At 42.6% G+C, this 17,405-nt stretch carries 22 protein-coding genes; 6 read left to right on the top strand and 16 right to left on the bottom strand.

Features of this window, described 5'->3' with window-relative positions; genetic code table 11:
- Positions 1-499: 499 nt before the first annotated feature.
- The 4 genes from QYT14_RS18880 to QYT14_RS12110 form a co-directional block, all read right to left on the bottom strand.
- Positions 500-1,021, bottom strand: a complete 522-nt coding sequence (locus tag QYT14_RS18880) for an acyltransferase family protein (protein ID WP_353886563.1) — start codon at positions 1,019-1,021, stop codon at positions 500-502.
- A gap of 230 nt (positions 1,022-1,251) precedes the next feature.
- Positions 1,252-2,571 carry a UDP binding domain-containing protein gene (locus QYT14_RS12120; protein WP_288325535.1) on the bottom strand — a complete coding sequence of 440 codons (1,320 nt, stop codon included), beginning with the start codon at positions 2,569-2,571 and terminating at the stop codon, positions 1,252-1,254.
- On the bottom strand, positions 2,568-2,732 hold the full coding sequence (locus tag QYT14_RS12115) for a hypothetical protein (RefSeq protein WP_288325534.1): 165 nt from the start codon (positions 2,730-2,732) through the stop codon (positions 2,568-2,570). Before QYT14_RS12115 ends, QYT14_RS12120 begins: the two co-directional genes overlap by 4 nt.
- Before the next feature lie 2 nt (positions 2,733-2,734).
- Positions 2,735-2,887, bottom strand: coding sequence for a hypothetical protein (locus QYT14_RS12110; RefSeq protein ID WP_237040175.1), 153 nt, complete (start codon positions 2,885-2,887; stop codon positions 2,735-2,737).
- Positions 2,888-3,010: 123 nt separating this feature from the next.
- Here QYT14_RS12110 and QYT14_RS12105 point away from each other — a divergent pair, with 123 nt between their 5' ends.
- Together QYT14_RS12105 and QYT14_RS12100 are read left to right on the top strand one after the other, a co-directional pair.
- Positions 3,011-4,051, top strand: coding sequence for a hypothetical protein (locus QYT14_RS12105; RefSeq protein WP_288325533.1), 1,041 nt, complete (start codon positions 3,011-3,013; stop codon positions 4,049-4,051).
- 58 nt (positions 4,052-4,109) lie between these two features.
- On the top strand, positions 4,110-6,020 hold the full coding sequence (locus QYT14_RS12100) for a toprim domain-containing protein (RefSeq protein ID WP_288325532.1): 1,911 nt from the start codon (positions 4,110-4,112) through the stop codon (positions 6,018-6,020).
- Between the two features lie 135 nt (positions 6,021-6,155).
- Here QYT14_RS12100 and QYT14_RS12095 read toward each other — a convergent pair whose 3' ends face one another.
- Positions 6,156-6,398, bottom strand: coding sequence for a DUF4248 domain-containing protein (locus tag QYT14_RS12095; RefSeq protein ID WP_237040178.1), 243 nt, complete (start codon positions 6,396-6,398; stop codon positions 6,156-6,158).
- 273 nt (positions 6,399-6,671) lie between these two features.
- Between QYT14_RS12095 and QYT14_RS12090 the strand changes: the two genes are divergently transcribed.
- Both QYT14_RS12090 and QYT14_RS12085 read left to right on the top strand, forming a co-directional pair.
- A complete protein-coding gene (locus tag QYT14_RS12090) occupies positions 6,672-7,145 on the top strand; it encodes an HU family DNA-binding protein (RefSeq protein WP_288325531.1) in 474 nt (157 codons plus the stop codon).
- Between the two features lie 26 nt (positions 7,146-7,171).
- The gene (locus QYT14_RS12085) at positions 7,172-7,276 is read left to right on the top strand and encodes a smalltalk protein (RefSeq protein WP_237040239.1); all 105 of its coding nucleotides are present in this window, start codon (positions 7,172-7,174) and stop codon (positions 7,274-7,276) included.
- 156 nt (positions 7,277-7,432) lie between these two features.
- Here the strand turns inward: QYT14_RS12085 and QYT14_RS12080 are convergent, their stop codons facing one another.
- The 11 genes from QYT14_RS12080 to QYT14_RS12030 all read right to left on the bottom strand — a co-directional run bounded on the left by QYT14_RS12080 (position 7,433) and on the right by QYT14_RS12030 (position 15,153).
- Complete coding sequence (locus tag QYT14_RS12080; RefSeq protein WP_288325530.1) at positions 7,433-7,708, bottom strand: hypothetical protein; 276 nt, start codon at positions 7,706-7,708, stop codon at positions 7,433-7,435.
- Positions 7,709-8,016: 308 nt separating this feature from the next.
- A complete protein-coding gene (locus QYT14_RS12075) occupies positions 8,017-8,247 on the bottom strand; it encodes a helicase associated domain-containing protein (protein ID WP_288325529.1) in 231 nt (76 codons plus the stop codon).
- A gap of 53 nt (positions 8,248-8,300) precedes the next feature.
- Positions 8,301-9,206 (bottom strand): hypothetical protein, encoded by a 906-nt coding sequence (locus QYT14_RS12070; protein WP_288325528.1) that lies wholly within the window; start codon positions 9,204-9,206, stop codon positions 8,301-8,303.
- A gap of 6 nt (positions 9,207-9,212) precedes the next feature.
- Positions 9,213-10,025 carry a hypothetical protein gene (locus tag QYT14_RS12065; protein WP_288325527.1) on the bottom strand — a complete coding sequence of 271 codons (813 nt, stop codon included), beginning with the start codon at positions 10,023-10,025 and terminating at the stop codon, positions 9,213-9,215.
- Positions 10,018-10,905: a hypothetical protein gene (locus QYT14_RS12060; protein WP_288325526.1), complete on the bottom strand. Its 888-nt coding sequence runs from the start codon at positions 10,903-10,905 to the stop codon at positions 10,018-10,020. Before QYT14_RS12060 ends, QYT14_RS12065 begins: the two co-directional genes overlap by 8 nt.
- 46 nt (positions 10,906-10,951) lie before the next feature.
- Complete coding sequence (locus tag QYT14_RS12055; protein ID WP_288325525.1) at positions 10,952-11,143, bottom strand: hypothetical protein; 192 nt, start codon at positions 11,141-11,143, stop codon at positions 10,952-10,954.
- Positions 11,144-11,199: 56 nt separating this feature from the next.
- Entirely contained in the window at positions 11,200-11,505 is a 306-nt protein-coding gene (locus QYT14_RS12050; RefSeq protein ID WP_288325524.1) for a hypothetical protein, read from the bottom strand.
- Entirely contained in the window at positions 11,502-12,548 is a 1,047-nt protein-coding gene (locus QYT14_RS12045) for an AAA family ATPase (RefSeq protein ID WP_288325523.1), read from the bottom strand. The genes QYT14_RS12050 and QYT14_RS12045 overlap by 4 nt, the downstream gene beginning before the upstream one ends.
- Positions 12,549-12,638: 90 nt before the next feature.
- Positions 12,639-13,190: a hypothetical protein gene (locus QYT14_RS12040; RefSeq protein ID WP_237040186.1), complete on the bottom strand. Its 552-nt coding sequence runs from the start codon at positions 13,188-13,190 to the stop codon at positions 12,639-12,641.
- Between the two features lie 13 nt (positions 13,191-13,203).
- Positions 13,204-13,764 carry a UpxY family transcription antiterminator gene (locus tag QYT14_RS12035; protein ID WP_288325522.1) on the bottom strand — a complete coding sequence of 187 codons (561 nt, stop codon included), beginning with the start codon at positions 13,762-13,764 and terminating at the stop codon, positions 13,204-13,206.
- A gap of 321 nt (positions 13,765-14,085) precedes the next feature.
- Positions 14,086-15,153, bottom strand: coding sequence for a site-specific integrase (locus tag QYT14_RS12030; protein WP_288325521.1), 1,068 nt, complete (start codon positions 15,151-15,153; stop codon positions 14,086-14,088).
- A 108-nt stretch (positions 15,154-15,261) separates the two neighbouring features.
- Here QYT14_RS12030 and QYT14_RS12025 point away from each other — a divergent pair, with 108 nt between their 5' ends.
- Complete coding sequence (locus tag QYT14_RS12025; RefSeq protein WP_288325520.1) at positions 15,262-16,107, top strand: peptidylprolyl isomerase; 846 nt, start codon at positions 15,262-15,264, stop codon at positions 16,105-16,107.
- A gap of 22 nt (positions 16,108-16,129) precedes the next feature.
- Positions 16,130-17,389, top strand: a complete 1,260-nt coding sequence (locus QYT14_RS12020; protein WP_288325519.1) for a pitrilysin family protein — start codon at positions 16,130-16,132, stop codon at positions 17,387-17,389.
- The last annotated feature ends 16 nt before the right edge of the window (positions 17,390-17,405 follow it).

The following is a 17,405-nucleotide window of genomic DNA, read 5'->3' as shown; positions in this document are numbered from 1 at the left end:
ATTAAAGACCCTTTATCTGATACCTAAATATCTATGTACCTTTATTGGAATGAAAGTAAGTATCTTTACCACAAGTAAATCAACTATTAGAAGAATAGTCCAATCAATTAACCAAAAATTTGTAGTAAGTCCGCAAATATTCAGAATGTGCAAGACTAGCATATGAGTCAAATATATCGTGAATGAATGACAACCAACTTGGGCCAGCCAATATCCAGCAATCGATGTACAACTGAGTTTTACTATATTTTTTGACAAAAGAAATACAATAAGCACAAACGAATATGATTGTACACTTAGTTTAAATCCTAACGCCCGCGAAGGATTCCCATAATCATGAAACCAATAGGTTTCTGCAACACTCCAACCAAGCATAATAAAAATCAATAGTAATATTTTAGGTAGTGAAATATCATATCCACATTGTCCTGCATAACAGCCAAATGAGAAGAAGCCTATGAAAGATGGTAATGAACCATAGACAATCATTGGAATATTTTCAAGCCCAAAATGATTCATATATGTGAATGAAGTAACAAACAATGCAGAAATAAATACTGCTACAATTACCCCCCCTGTTAATACTTGTTAATAAAGGGAGAACCATGTAACACTCCATTATCAACATGACAAAGTAGAAAACATGAATATTGCCAGTCAGCCAACTCATCATGTAATGTAAGGCAGAGCCTCCATCACCCAATCGCATCATAAAGTCTGGAAATGACCATATTAACATAGGGAAGTAAATAATCCAAAGCCTATCTTTCAAGAAATGAAAATAGGTAGACCAATTGCCTATTTTCTTCCGGCCTAGAAAATATCCTGAGATTGCAACAAATAAAGGTACCGAACAACCTATAAACTGTCGAAGAGCAACCATAAGAAATCCTATCAAGCTATTATAGTCAATAGCTGATGGTATTGTATGAATACCTACAACGCCAATAATGGCCGCTCCTCTGAGGACATCAAAATAAGTGTTACGAGCAGGGGAGGTTTTTACGTGGGACAAGTTCATTGATTATCTTGTTTTGTTGTTAGCATCTATACATATACTTTGCTTTTGAGTTAATGTCTGCAAAGTTCTAGTTTTACCAACGGGTAAGCAATGCATCATTTTTGGACGCCAACCGTTTGCTTTAAAGGGGGTATACACATCTATTATTTATAACCCTAATTTGAGGACTTACTATTTAGATTATCAAAGCACAAACAATTGAAATAGATTTATATTTTAACATACAAACATTAGTCTCTTCCAAAAATATCCCTAGTATAAACTTTCTCTTTCACATCCTCCAAACAACCATCATAGCGATTCGCTATAATAGCATGGCTCTGTTGTTTGAAAGTATCAAGGCTATTTACTATCCGGCTGCCAAAGAATGTGGTTCCGTCCTCCAATGTCGGTTCATAAATAATCACCTCGGCACCTTTTGCCTTGATACGTTTCATGATACCCTGAATAGCACTTTGACGGAAGTTATCAGAGTTAGACTTCATAGTGAGGCGATACACGCCTATTACACAAGCATGCTCGCAACCAGCATCGTAGTTGCTGTTTTCATTATAATACCCCGCCTTGCGCAACACCGCATCTGCAATGTAATCCTTGCGAGTACGGTTACTTTCCACAATGGCTTCAATCAAATTCTCCGGAACATCCTCGTAATTGGCAAGAAGCTGCTTGGTATCTTTGGGCAGACAGTAGCCACCGTATCCGAAGGACGGATTATTGTAATGCGTGCCGATACGCGGGTCAAGACCAACACCATCAATAATCGCTTTTGAATCAAGACCTTTCATCTCAGCGTATGTATCCAATTCATTAAAATAGCTTACACGCAGAGCCAAGTAAGTATTGGCAAACAGTTTCACGGCTTCTGCCTCTTTCATACCCATAAAGAGAGTATCAATATCTTTTTTGACAGCTCCTTCTTGCAATAGGGCGGCAAAGATTTTCGCCGCTTCTTTCATGTTGTCAACATCCGTCACTGTCTTGATTGCTTCATTTTCTTCTGCAAATTCCGGTGCGTCAATAATCTTCGGATAACCGACAATAATCCGGCTTGGATAAAGATTGTCATACAACGCCTTGCTTTCACGAAGAAACTCAGGTGAGAAAAGGAGGTTGAATTTCTTAACTCCTCTTTTGGCATACTTTACGTAAAGATTACGGGTATAGCCCACAGGAATGGTACTCTTGATAACCATCACGGCATCGGGATTCACTTCCAATATCAGGTCAATCACTTCTTCCACATGGGAGGTGTCGAAGTAGTTTTTTACCGGATCATAGTTGGTGGGAGCAGCTATCACTACGAAGTCGGCGTCCCGGTAGGCTTCGCGACCATCAAGGGTAGCTGTCAGGTTCAGTGGCTCTTCCGCCAAATATTTCTCAATATATTCATCCTGTATCGGTGAAATTCTGCTATTAAGCTTTTCCACTTTTTCGGGCACCACGTCCACTGCCTTCACCTCATGGTGTTGTGCCAACAGGGTGGCAATGCTCAAGCCCACGTAGCCTGTGCCGGCCACTGCTATTTTCAAGTCTTTAAATGTATTCATATAGGTAACTCCTCCACTTCATCTTTCTTCTCCTCTACCGCATACTCCCACGAATTCTTCATCACCACATTCCACCACTCTCTTTTCACCGCTTCTATCTCCTTGTCCAGTCCGCAGTCGCCATAGTTCTCTACCAAGAAATGCATGATAGGAGCATACAAATTTAGATTGTCACTTTGCTATTAAGGGCCCTGTAGTAACTGCGTTCCGTCATGTGGATGGATTTACATAATTCCTTCACATTGACACCACCGGCCTTTCTAAGAGTTTTGATGCTCTCAGCCAACTTTTCCGTTGAAAAATCCCTGTCTTTCATTTTTTCTATGTTTAAATATCGTTAATAATACTAACCGTTCTGAAATTGTCTGTCCACTGTGGACAGACGACTCTATTTTTTCCTTTGTAACTTCGCTGTCATTATTACAAAAACAAAGCACACATGGCTATAAAAGCATTGAAACAAAGCGTCTCCATCAGCGAGGTGCAGAAAATGATTCACCAATGGAAAAAACGGGGAGTAAACGACCCCACCATCACCAAGTTACTGGACCTCTACTTGGGTATGTCGGCATACATGACCCCCGAAGGCATCTATCCGCTCTGTAATTTCTATGACATCCGGTTATCACTCCGATTTTCGTACACATCGGCACTGGTGACTGCTGTTACAAATTGCCAATCATTCGGAATAATTTGGGATGAGACACACACCAAGGTCATCGCATTCTACTCACCGTTATGGTATCGCAAAAAGGATGGAAATCCAATGGAATCACCGCAGGATTCACCGCAGAAAACACCGCAGGATTCTGCGCAGGATTCTGCTTTTTATAGTAATATATTATATAATATAAATAATATATATCCTCCGGAGGATTCCCGTAAGGGAGTTTCCGCCGGAAAGGAAGCGCAAAATTCCAAGGGAACGGATGCCGAAAAGACTCCTGCGGAGATTCCTGCGGAAACGCCTGACGGCGGAAATTCTTCATCGTCGCCTGCCAAGGACTTCTTCCACCGGCTCAACACCACGCCCAAAGACAAGCAGCAGGTACTGGTACCGATTATCAACAAAATCGCTGCCCTTCACCACTACAGCCGCCCAAGGGCGTTGCAAGGACTCATTGTCCTGGTCAACCAATTTCTCATCCCGCACTTTGACGCTGACCCCCGCTTTGCCCGCCACCCGCACACGGGAAGAATCATCTGGCTGCAAAACCTCATGAAGACCAGCCACGGACAGTCACTGCTGGAACAAGCCGTGGCCCGGATGGAAAGCGAACGAAGCAAGGAACTGGAGGAAAAGCGCAGGAAGCTCCGTGCATTCCGCCCCATCTCGCCCTTCGAATGGAAGGACCCCGACAAGGATTTGCGTTACTATGACGACCCCATAGACGGAAAGGTGGAAATACCGCGGGAGGCACCGCCACGACCTGCCGACACCTCCATCTGGAACATACTGTCCAACGAATGGATGGGCTAATCCGTATCGGTTACCCGGCATCTGTCTCTTATTTTTTAATTCTTAATTTTTAATTCAAATGAAACCCTACTACTCTCTCTCCGACTTTCCCGACCGCAAGAATGCGGGAAAGAATTTCATCGTCCGGTGCCCTAAATGCGGCACCATGCATCTGTATATCTCAAAAGCCAAAGGACTTTATCATTGTTTCTATGCGGGATGCGACTTCAATGGCATCCTGACCGATTATTGCAAGGACAACCGACCTATGTTCTCTTACCGCAAAGGGGATTCGCCCTCGAATGGCGCGACATATCGCCCGCAGGACAACCGGCATACGGAAAACGCTGTGAACGAAGTGCCCATGCTGCCGGGCGACTACAAAGTCCTCGCCCCCACCGTGCTGCAAAAAATCAAACCGCTGGACGAGTCGCCCGACTGTACGGACCCCGACCAGTTGGCGGCACGCCGTTATCTGGCCGACCAGGGCATCTCCCTCGCTACCGCCATTGCAGCACACATCGGCTGTCTGCGTCATTACTGCATCACCAAGGACAGTGAGGACAAACGCGAACAGGCTTCCACCGTCTTTCCCTGCATCGCCTACGTGAACTACGTAGACGGACGTCCCGTCAATGCCAAATACCGTTCATGCAGCCCCATCCAGTCGCCATCTCCCGAAGAGGGACAACCCATCGCGTACAGCAAATTCTGGAGCCAGGACTCGCCCACCACGCCATGCGCACCCTACAACATTGACTGCATCAACCCGCTGCTGGTGGAAGAGGAAATCATCCCCCGCCTCATCATCGTGGAAGGCGGAAAAGACGCGTTGATACTGATGGAAGCGGGATACCGCCATGTCATCAGCGTGCCATCGGGAGCGGCAACCGACCTGGCCAAATGCTTCGAGGCCTTCATCCCCTGGCTGGACCAGGTGCAGGACATCGTAATCTGCGGTGACTCCGACTTGCCCGGGCGCACACTGGTAAAACGTCTTTCCGACTACTTCGGGGCGCGCTGCCTTTTCACCATCCTGCCCGGAGGATGCAAGGACATAGGCGACGTGATGAAGCTCTACGGCACCGAAGTGGTGCGAACCGTCATTGACGATGCCTGTGCCTGCCAAACCACCGATATCATCACCGTGGAACAGCGCAGGAAGGAAGTGATAGACGTGCTGCACGGCAAATACGACCACGGCTACAGCGTGGGCTACGGACCGCTGACCGACCGCATTTTCCACCCCACCGACACGGGCGGCCTGATTATCATGACCGGAATGCCCAACAGCGGAAAGACTGATTTTCTGAACGACCTGACCAGCCGCATCATGCGCGACACGGAACGCTTTGTGTGCTACCTCTCCTTCGAGGTGCCGGACAAGGACAAGCATATCGCCCACCTGGTACACCTACTGCTGGGCAAAGCCAATACCACGGACTATACCGACGAGCAACTGACGCCCTATATTGATTTTCTGAACACTCACATGATTCATCTGGATATGCACGAAGTGCCGCCCACCCCCGGAAACATCCTGCACCGGGCCGACCTGGTGCGCCGCAGGCAACCGTTGAAATATCTGGTCATTGACCCCTATCTTTTTGTAGAGGCGCAAAACGGAAAAGCCGAGACCGAGACCCAGAGCATCAAGTCGATGCTGACCCGGTTCCAATCGTGGGGACGTGAACACCACATCTGGGTAATCATTGTGGCGCATCCGCGCAGCCTGAAGAAGATAGATGGCAAGAACGAGATGGAGGACATCAACATGTACACCATATCGGGCAGTGCAAACTGGGCGAACCTGGCCGATTTCATTCTTTCCATCACCCGCGTAAACGAACCCAACCGTGCCTTCACCCGTCTGGATGTGTTGAAAGTGCGCGACCAGGAACTGTGCCGCACAGGAACCGTGTACTACACCCGCCAGCCCTGCGGACGCTACGAAGAGCACGAGAGCGAGGAAGAATGCAGTAACGGATGAGAATGGATAATGCCTAATTTACACATACGGTGGCATCGCCTCATACGTACGTACGTGTGGGGCGATACATACGTATGCATAAGCCTACACGTACTAACGTGATTTGCCATACCGACAGCCGCAAAATCCGACCGCCTATCCCGGCCTTCCCAGATAATGGAAAATCAATTCCACCTGCACTGCATTGAAAATACGCTGTCTCTCCACATAGCCCGAATCGAGCAAAGCATAATAGAGCAATTTGTGATGGTGTATCCAGGCGGAAAGACGGTTCAACGCCGCCACAGGAGTAATATCGGGGGCATACCCCACCGCCAAATCACGTTTATAATAAGGTTTCACCGGCCATTCGCCCAAATACGTTTCTTCTTCCTTCATAACATTTACTATTTTTACTATAATATTCTAACTTAAAATCATCAATTACTCATTGTAGATTAATGATTTCGTATCGTTTATCTTCATAGCAAATGTAATGAAAATAGTCCATATATAGAAATAATCCGAAGCCTTTAATTCACTTTATTTCACCTTCTGCCACAGTGTGTCACACATCCTCATGCCTGTTTACGCCCCTTCACAATCTCCCCTTTACGGAGTGTTATCTTTGTCATGTTCAATTTATATAAACCATTAAAAAACAGAATCATTATGGCATTAAATTACAGTGTTGCATTACGTCCCAATCCGCAGGAAAAGGCTGCAAGTCCCAAGGCTTACGCCACAGCTCAAATAAACGGAGAGCTTACCTTGAAACAACTCAGCAAGCGTATTTCCTCACAGACCACCGTGAGCCGCGCCGATGTGGTGGCCGTCCTCACCGCTACCGTAGACAATCTGTTGGAAGCCCTCACCGAAGGCAAGCAAGTAGACTTTGGCGACTTGGGCAAGTTCCGTCTCCAGATTATCAGTGAAGGTGCGGACAACCCGGCCGACTTTACCGCCGCCCGCATCACCGGGGTAAACATCCAGTATATTCCCGGTGAGGACTTGAAAACCATCTTCGGTTCACTGGAGTTCCAGCCGGTAGCCAGCCGTGCCGCACAAGCAGCCGCACTACGCGCCGAAAAGGAAGGAAAAGCCGTGGCAGACCTGCTGAAGCCCAAAAACGAACCGGAACTTTAATGTATCACTCGCTAAACTTTATTCGTATGGAAAATCAGAAAAGAAAATCCAACTGGGGTATCATCCTCAAAGTTATCATTGCTGTGGCGACCGCCATAGCCAGCGCCATAGGCATACAAAGTTGCATTTAGCCGGCCGGCATTTCATTATCATTCTTTGTTCTTGCTTTGATGTGGAAGCGGAACACCGCAGCATCTGACGGTGAATCGTTTTTGGGAAAGAGGAAAGGGTATCAAACGCTTTCCTCTTTTTTTATCATATCACTCTATTTATTCGTTCTTCATGCCTTACCGATATTTCTGTTCCAAGTACTTCTGATACTCCGCTTTTTCATCATAGTCAGCAGAAAGATTCATATCCACCCCCAAACTCATGACAAAAGGCGTAACATGACCGGCAAGACCTTCTTCCATTGGATTCATCTGTACATCCTTCGCTTTGTTTACAGAGCTTAACAATCTGTGTCCCAATGTTTCGCGCACATCAGCACTAAGCGGTTTCAGTAACGTCCAAAAAGCCTCAACCACATCGTTCCTATTTTTAGCATCAACTGCATATCCCATAACTTCATTTATTTTTTAATTTCACTTCTCGTTTCCTCCGACAGCAAATATCCGTATTTCTGTGCAAAAAAACAAAGAAAAGAAATGCTTTTCAGAAAGATTAGCAGAAAGGGAACAGGTACACGTTCTTACCATGTTAGCGTCCAATTTTGACGTGTACTCCAAGGAAAGCCACCACAAGGCGATTTCCTAATAAATAACGTCAAAAAGGACGATGTTATTTAGAGACCAAAGACCGGGTTGCGGAGATGATACTTTGGTATCGGGGTTCTGAAAAAGCGAATGATAGAATGGGATTAGAACGTTTACTATTCCCAAAAAGAAACCGCCTGCTTTTCTCTCATATTCCCCAGTTCCCTCAACATGCTTTCCTTTTCAGCGCTCATCTTGCCTTGTTTGATGAGTTTCATATTATATTTCCACCAATTGAGCAAGCCTCTGTGTTCTACCTTCTTTTTGTCGGGCAGATGATGATGCTCCAAGATATATTCCTTGAGCTTTTCATAATTGATTTGCCATTGTTCTTCTCTTGTTGACATGATTAAAAATTACTCATCAATACTCAATTTAAAGCATATCTCAATAAAAAAAATTATCCATTATGTAGCTGTGCGAAATAATTAACAAAAAAATCTTTATTCAAATTCATACGCTCATTCTCGTCCTTATTAAAATATTCTTCGGGAGAATATCTATCGGAAACATGAACATATCCCAATATTTGGATAAAGTCAGAAAGATAACAAATAATAGCCTTATGTCGTTGTTGAAAAATCTTAAGCAAAAACCATTGGCTAATATATCCTCTCCAAGAAGAATCTGTGAGATAAGTATCTGCTATACGCAGAAAAGGTTTTGAGACTGTATATTTAAGCCTCTGCCACCAATAACTTCTGTAAGTAAGCCGTAAATGTTGCAATTGCAAAGCCAGCACCTCTTCCATTTCTAGAAAAGTACGATTTATCTCATTCTTGAGAGCTATCCCCATCAGCATATAAGCCATATCCTTTTTCGTTTGTCTATGTTCCGTATCGCAAAATGCATCTAAAAACAGCTTACAATGTGTAAAAACCGCTATTGAATTCTTTAGTTGTTGCGCCGTAGGATAGTCAAGGTAGATGCCATATTCCTGTCCAACTTGCATCAATGCATAATAGAAATTATCAAATTCTTTTTCATTTTCAAAAACAGATGAATAATCCATATTCATATCAGGAAAATCAAAACCACTTAAGATCTTCTTTGCAGCTTCTTCTTCCTTTAATGAAGGACTTTGCGTTTCGTAGATTTTACTGAATGTAAAAGCTATCTTTTGATATGCCTCTATTCGTAACTTAGCAATTTTGCCTTCTACTTTAATTTCTCTTTTTTTCCTGTTTTGATAATATGCCGTAAAAAGTGCAAGAATGATACCCGGTATCAAGACCTTGCATATAGTAAAAATGCCCAACCATGTTTCTTCGGACAATCCGTTCCAACAGTTTTCCAATGTCTCCATTCCTAATTATGCAACCGGTTCTCCTGTCATCATACCAAGAGCTATATTACAAGCAATAATACACTGTATATTTTCTCTATCTTTAAGAACTAAAGTATTGCCTAATGCCTTTTCCACATCACCTTGTTCTCCAAAATACTTTTTCCCATAGAAAACTGTCTGGCGATGTTTAAAACTCAGGTTATTCACTCCTATCTTAATAGCAGACAAGACCTTATCTATTTGTTCGGAGAACTCTTCTTGCAGAAGCAACCCCAGTTCAATACATAACAAATCCCCATATTTTTTCACAGCCTGATTTTCCAAAGAAATTCCTTTATCAATAAAGTGCTCTTCATACATGACAATCATACGACGATAGAAAGCAAAGTAATTTTGAAATATCATCAATTGACTGTTAGTTTCATCATCAAAATAGATTCTTTGAGCAACCACATATCTATCAAATTCAAGAAATGTGTCGGTTAATCGTTTAGCTTCTTTAAATATCTTCATGATTGGAACTGGACTGCTGTCTTCCATTTTATATCCATTTTGATTTAGAATAGCTATGGCACCTTGAGTAACCGAGAGCGGTAACATATCTTGCTCTCTAAACATTTCAAGTTTACAAGCTAGGTCCTCGAAAATTGCCAATTTCTTCTTTAACAAAGTACCCTCCACTTCAGCAATTTCCGCTTTTCGGGCGAAAATGGTAGAAGAGAACCATCCTACAATCAACCCTCCAACAATAAGAATTGTTAATTCCATAAGCCCTTTGCCAAAATATTCAGGCATTGTTTTAAAAATGTCTGCCAATAATCTTATCGTTTCAACCATAGTATTTTATAAAGCATTTGTGGAATCCATTAATCATAACAGCTCTTTTTTCCAGCTCCAACTCATCAAATTCATCACGAGTATATTTATCTGACCAATGAATGAAAGCCAATACGACTATTAAAAAAGAAGGATACTTATTGAATTGTGAACATCCATAAGCCGGATGTAATATATACAAATAAAATAATTGCAGCAAACTCTTTTTCCTATTTGATTTTCCGTCTGCTCTTTTCTCGCAATATTCTGATAACTTTGACAAGAACTTATCAAAGCAAGACTCATGATACCATTTACCAAGTCTAGGATGCTGAAGTCTTCGAGCCAACTTGTTATTTATTTTGTGAGAAAAATTATTAATGTCATTCTGAAGTACTATACCAAATATCTGACATGCCAAATTAATATGATCTTCTTGTTGTTTCTGACTAAATTTCCAAGAGCCATCTCTTTCTGTTTTTATAAAAGCTGACAACATATCATGGATATCTTCTATCCAACATTGCATTTCAAGCAGTATATTTTCTAAGGAATAATCCAGATAAATGCTATTCCTTGAAATAATATCTTTCAATTCTTTTTGATATGCATCAAACTTTTCAAATGAATTGAAGAATGATGAGTATTCCATCTTCTGATCACCTATCTTGAATGGTGTACCATTAATAAGGGTTTGGTAGTAGTGTTCTAAATAAATAGGAGAAGCTATCACATCTTGTGTTTTGACAAGAAATGTGTGAATTCTTACATAAGCTTGCAATTTATGTTCAAGAAATTCTCCTTTCAGTTCAATATCAACCTTTTTGCGTCTAGCCAATACAATGGTGAAATACGCAATAATCAAAGCTACAACAATATATTTAATTATTAAAAAAAGCATAGTTTAAATTTTCTGTATCTTCACTTTGGCCAAAATACAACTCAGTCTACTCTATCCAATGCAAAAAGAATTCTTTCAATGGGTCAAGATAAGGTTTATTTAAATCCCAATAATCTGTATTTTCAAACTGCCATTCTCCTTGCCCCAACTTATCGCGCTTGGTTTTACTCATAGGCATTGCACTGATATAAGTATGCAACTTTCCTTTTCTATTAGGAGTCAGATAATTACTTCCCAAACAGGTTTCATAGTCTCCAAAGCAATCGAAAAAAAGTTTATGACGTTCTGACTGAGTCAACTGTTCCAGCAAATATTCAAAATCACCGTCATCATTATGGTTAGGAAAAAGAAAAACTCTTGCCGCACTTTAAAGCCACCTTTGTTTGCCGGAAAATCAGCATCAAACACTATTAAATTAATTCCACCTTCTTCGCTGTTTGTCTTAAATATATTGGCTGCCTTATCTAAATTGTCTTTACCGTCTACACATTCTATTTTAAATTTGCCGGAGTCTATGTCAAGAATGCGGGTTACCAGAGTCTTGATAAAGACATACTCCGAAGTAGATGGTTTTCCGGCCTCAATAAAAATCTTTATCATCTCATCTCCATTTCTTGTGCAATGGCATAAGCCATTTCCTCATACCCATATTTCAGTGCTTTCACCTCATCGGTAGGATGCTTTATTAGTTTAAAAGCTGATACTATTGGACGATAATTATCATTTTCATCCAAAACAGCCACCAAACCTTTGAGAGAATCTATATTGTGAGTGGAAACAAACACTTGGGTATTATATTCTTTAGCCGCATGCAAAACCGCTTTCCAAAGAGGTTTCATGGCGGAATAGTGAAAACCGTTGTCTACTTCATCGATAAGAAGTATGCCATCCTTGCTTTCATAAATAGACAAAATAATAGATAAAAGCTTTCGTATGCCATCTCCCATTACATTGATAGGCAAACGCTGGGGAAGACCAATATCAACCATCAACTCATTTCCGACCAACTGTATATCAAGAATCTTTGGCTCTATGACTTGTAAAGCTTTCAATATATTATTTTCCTGCTTGTTTTCTACGACTTTGGCAAACTTGGTCTGGACAGAAATACCCATCGAGTTTGAGGGGAAATATTGGGAAAAGACATGTTCATGATAGCGTTTGTCTATATTGGTCTTTCCTTTACCTTCCTCTCCTTCTTTGAGTATAATCTCTGATTTGTAGATGGTATTGCCATCATCACCAAGGGTATACTGCAATGTCAATCCATAATATTTCGTTGCCACAGAGGAGGTTTCGTTTACCAAACTATTCAGAGAAACTTCATTACCCTTCGATTGTATAAGAGATATTTTCAACGTGCGTTTCATTGCACCGCCCGTAGAAATAACAATAGGGATAGCAGTATTAAGGTTATAGAAGTCTATACCAAAATCCATTTCCGAAAATCGAAAATAACTACGCATGTTGTTAATTGTAATTGGCAGTGAGGGATTTGATTGGCCGGATAATAAAAACAGTCCTTCCAATACAGAGGATTTACCGCAATTGTTCTTTCCAAAGAACAAATTGACCTGCTCCAACCCATCTATCTGACAAGATTTTATGCCTCGAAAATGATCTATGTGTATATTCTCGAACATTCTTCCATGTTTTTTGTATGCTGATACCTTATAAAATATAATTCAAATGTAAACGAAATATTTCAGGGCTTCAAGAATTCTCGTAGATATTTATATTAAATTAATGCATAAATCACCTATCATCATATAGGAGTTCATGTCTATCAACTCCAGGCGGGCATCAGCTTCTTCGGCCGTTATCCCTTCCCAACCGCCTTTCTCATCCCATTCTTTTGTCCAGTTGTCAAGGTGGAAAAGATAGAACTTATAGAAGCGCTCATCTTCTTCGTCGGCACAAGTGTAAAGATAATCGGCAATGCACTTCATGACTGAAGCGCTGGCAAACGAATGACTTAAGGCATCGGTGAGCAGGTGATGGCACAGCTGATAACAACGGTGTTCCTTTTCACTGTCAACCACGGCTATAGTTTCGCGAATAATCCGGAAAAGGCCACAGATGATGCGGGCACGTTGCTCTATGTCTGTCTCCTGTGCATAACGCAACTCCAACTGCACGAAAATATCATTCAAATATGACTGACACATACGCTGTTCACCAGGTTTTGATTCGGGTGAACCGGTATAAATCAGCATATACAAAGAAGAGTATTTTTCTGCACAGGACAGTAATTCCTCCAGACTCTTTTCTTCTATCTGTTCCAAATGGCTATTGTTTTTATAAGGTTTCACAATTCCAACGGGAGATGCGAACCATCACACCTATACCGGCTATTGTTTTAACGAAATAATACTTCTTGCTTTTTCTGATAAGCCGCCCGGTAAAGCCTTTAAAGGGACCGGACAAAATACGTACTGCATGCCCAACCGTGATGTCACCGCTTTCGGGCAACTCAAAAATGAGAGCATTGAACCGGGGGTCGCAAAGCATACGCATTTCCAGCATTTCACGAGCAGGGATTTCATAGAAAGCGGAATCGGTTTCCCGTTTCAGAGGACTAATCGGTATCGGACATCGAGCTAATTTTTCAGCTATCTCTTTTCTATAGGCCGTTTTCTTTAAGAAGATTAGATTATGAATTGCCGGAACCAATATACGCTCCGGTTTCTGTCCCTCTTTCACCACCACTTTGCCGGAATCCATCATCGGAACAAAACTGTAAAGTGATTCACCTTCAAAGAAATCAACGACTTTCTGTTCCTGACAATTAAAGGTACGAATAGCGTACCAAGGAGTTTCGTCCACCTTTTCTGCTTCAGTGGAATTCGTTTCTGTCATTAATGTTAGAATAATTACAAATATTAAATGGAGCTTTTATCACTGCATCCTTTTTATGATACTTCTCTCCCTTTCCTCGAAAATGAATTTCGAAGGCAGTTCTGAATTACCATTAAAGATTACAGCTTTTGAAGCACCACCGCACAAGAGGTATGACCTCGCAGATTAAAGCATCATTGCTATAAACGCTGCAAAGGTATTAAATTCAGTTTACTACAGCAAATCTTACTTTTTTTGTTTTTATGCCCGAAAGTATCAAATAAGTTGTTTGCAGTCGTCTTGCTTAATCAAAAGTGTAGTTCGTATATCATTGATAAATAATCAGTTATAGTTTTTTCTTACCTCTTGTGCGGAGTAACACACATCCCGGCTTTTTGTTCTTTTCATTTTTCCGGTTTTATAAACTTTAACAAACTGCTCCGCTAATTGTGCATTGGCAGCGTGCAATCGTTCATCACCTATTCCGCGTATATAATATAAAGACGTTTGGGAGGAAGCATGGCCCAGTGCTTTTGCAATGACAGGGAGTTCCACTCCGGATTGATAAGCGACACTTGCCCAGGTATAGCGCGGCACGTAAGAAGTGAGGTCGCTCTTGATGTTTGCCATTTGTCCCAGTTTTTTCAATACTTTATTATAATAGCACAGTTTTCCCTTATATTGCCGGTAAGCCAGCTTTTCATTCGAACTGGTTATTAACGGAAAGACATAATCAGTGGTGGAAGATTCTGCATAGCGATTGAGAATGGCATGCATACAAGGTTCCAAATGAATACGCACCGTATAATTGGTTTTATGACGGTTGTAAGTGAGTATGTTATTTTTTATCTGAGACTTCTTGAGAAAGGCAAGGTCGACAAACGGCATTCCACAAAGCAGGACACTCATAATAAAAAGATTACGGGCAAGCTCGACAAAAGAGCCCGCTTCCAACTTTAAAGCCTGAAGTTTACGCACTTCGGACACCGTGATAGAACGCTTCTCTGTTTTGGGATAACCGGTATACACTCTGGCAAAAGGAAACTTTTGCCGACACAGTTCGCGCTCGACCGCCTTATTGTACAAAGCACGGAGAGAGCGGAAATAACACGAAACCGTACTCATGCCCACACGTGACTTGAGCCACTTTTCGTAATCCTGCATCAGCGAAGGGGTGATTTCGTGGAAACAAATATCTTTACGCCCATAAAAACAAAGAAAGGAACGGACGGCTGTACCATAATTCCGCGCCATGCTGTAGCATCCTATCTGATGGGCATGGGCTATTTCCTGTCTGGCGAACTTCAAAAAAGACACTTGCGGCACATCTATCACTTTAGAAGGAGATGAAATCTTATTTTTACTTTCTTTACACACACGAATGCTGAAACGAACATATATTTTTATCATAACACTACTTTCTGTTTTTTAATAACACGACAATCTATGCAACATCAAAACTATTTTGTACATTTGTCCACTTTATCATCTGCAAACTTATACATATATATTATAAACATGAAAATAAATAAAGTATTAATGATAGCCGCCTCTTTCGCATTTATAACAGCACGCGGTGCCGGCTCAAAAAAAGAGAATCATCAAATGGAAAACGAAAAGCGTACGCAGGTAAAACTGGAAACAACAATGGGAAACATCACTGTGGAACTGTATAACGAAACACCGAAGCATCGCGATAACTTTATCAAACTTGCCAAAGAAGGTGTGTATGACAGTACTCTCTTCCATCGTGTCATCAAGCAATTCATGGTGCAAGCCGGTGACCCGACCAGCAAAACGGCATCTGATACTGCCATGTTGGGCAACGGAGATGTCGGCTATACGGTTCCGGCCGAATTCGTTCCCAAATTCTTCCATCACAAAGGTGCACTGGCAGCAGCCCGCGAGGGAGACAACGTGAATCCGCAAAAGGCTTCTTCCGGCTGCCAGTTCTATATCGTGACAGGACGCAAATTTACAGAGCCCCAACTGCTCGGCATGGAGAACAAGATTAATGAACAACGCGAGGAAGCGATTTTCGACAGTCTGGCACAGAAGCACATGAAAGAAATTTATAAAATGCGTAAAGCCGGTGACACGGAAGGACTGTATGCCTTGCAAGATACACTCGAAGCCCAAGCACAGGCAATGGCGGATAAAGAAGAAAAGTTCCATTTCACTCCCCGGCAGATTCAGGCTTATACCACTGTGGGAGGCGCACCTCATCTGGACGGTTCGTACACCGTATTCGGTGAAGTGGTGGAAGGTATGGAAACGGTAGAGAAGATAGAGATTGCCAAGACCAACCGTGCCGATCGTCCGTTGGATAATATACGCATCCTGAAAGCGACTGTTGTAGAATAAACCGAAGTCACCCGCAAAAAAAATGATAGAAATCAACAGACATACCCTGTCAAACGGACTGCGCATTGTCCATTCGGAGGATAACACCACCCAAATGGTGGCACTGAATATCCTCTATGATGTGGGTGCACGCGATGAAGACCCCGAACATACGGGCTTTGCTCACTTGTTTGAGCATCTGATGTTCGGCGGTTCCATCAATGTGCCCGATTATGACACTCCGGTGCAGAACGCCGGCGGAGAGAATAATGCATGGACCAACAACGATATCACCAATTACTACATCACTCTTCCGCGCCAAAATGTGGAAACAGGTTTCTGGCTCGAAAGTGACCGTATGTTATCGCTGGATTTCAACCCACGCAGTCTGGAGGTGCAGCGTCAAGTGGTGATAGAGGAGTTCAAGCAACGGAATCTGAACCAGCCCTACGGTGATGCTTCTCATTTGTTGCGTGCATTAGCCTACAAAGTGCACCCTTACCGGTGGCCTACCATCGGAAAAGAAATCAGCCACATCGCCAATGCTACTCCTGAAGAGGTGCAGGCTTTCTTTTTCCGCTATTACGCTCCCGACAATGCTATTCTGGCGGTGGCGGGACATATCACTTTTGAAGAAACAGTGGCACTGGCCGAGAAGTGGTTCAGTCCGATTCCCTGCCGCCACGTCGCCCGCCGTTCGCTCCCCATGGAACCGGTGCAGACAGAGGAACGCCGCCTGAGTGTGGAACGGAATGTGCCGGTTGATGCCCTGTATATGGCTTTCCACATGTGTGCGCGCAACCATCCCGACTATTATGCATTTGATATGCTGAGCGACTTGCTGAGCAGCGGACGCTCCTCACGTTTCGTACAACATTTGGTACAGGAAAAGCAAGTGTTCAACTCCATTGACGCGTATATATCCGGAAGCATCGATGAGGGCCTGTTCCATATCGTGGGAAAACCTGTACCGGAAGTGACTCTGGAAGAAGCGGAAAGAGCTGTGTGGGAAGAACTTGCCTTACTGACCGAAGGCTGTATAGACGAGAACGAATTGGAAAAAGTAAAGAACCGCTACGAAAGCGAACAGATATTCAACAATCTCAATTACCTGAATGTGGCCACCAATCTGGCTTATTTCGAGTTAATCGGAAAAGCTGAAGATATAAATACGGAAGTGGAGAAATATCGTTCTGTCACGAGAGAACAGATTAAGGAAGCGGCGAAACGAACATTTTTGCCGGGGAATTGTTCCGTATTGTATTATAAAGCTGCCGCCAAAGATGCAAGCCGCACGCCGTAAGAGAACGGAAAAAATA

Source organism: uncultured Phocaeicola sp., assembly GCF_948499155.1.
GTDB classification, from domain to species: Bacteria; Bacteroidota; Bacteroidia; order Bacteroidales; family Bacteroidaceae; genus Phocaeicola; species Phocaeicola faecalis.
The sequence above is the reverse complement of the archived record's forward strand: the minus strand, read 5'-3'. Positions and strand labels throughout refer to the sequence as shown.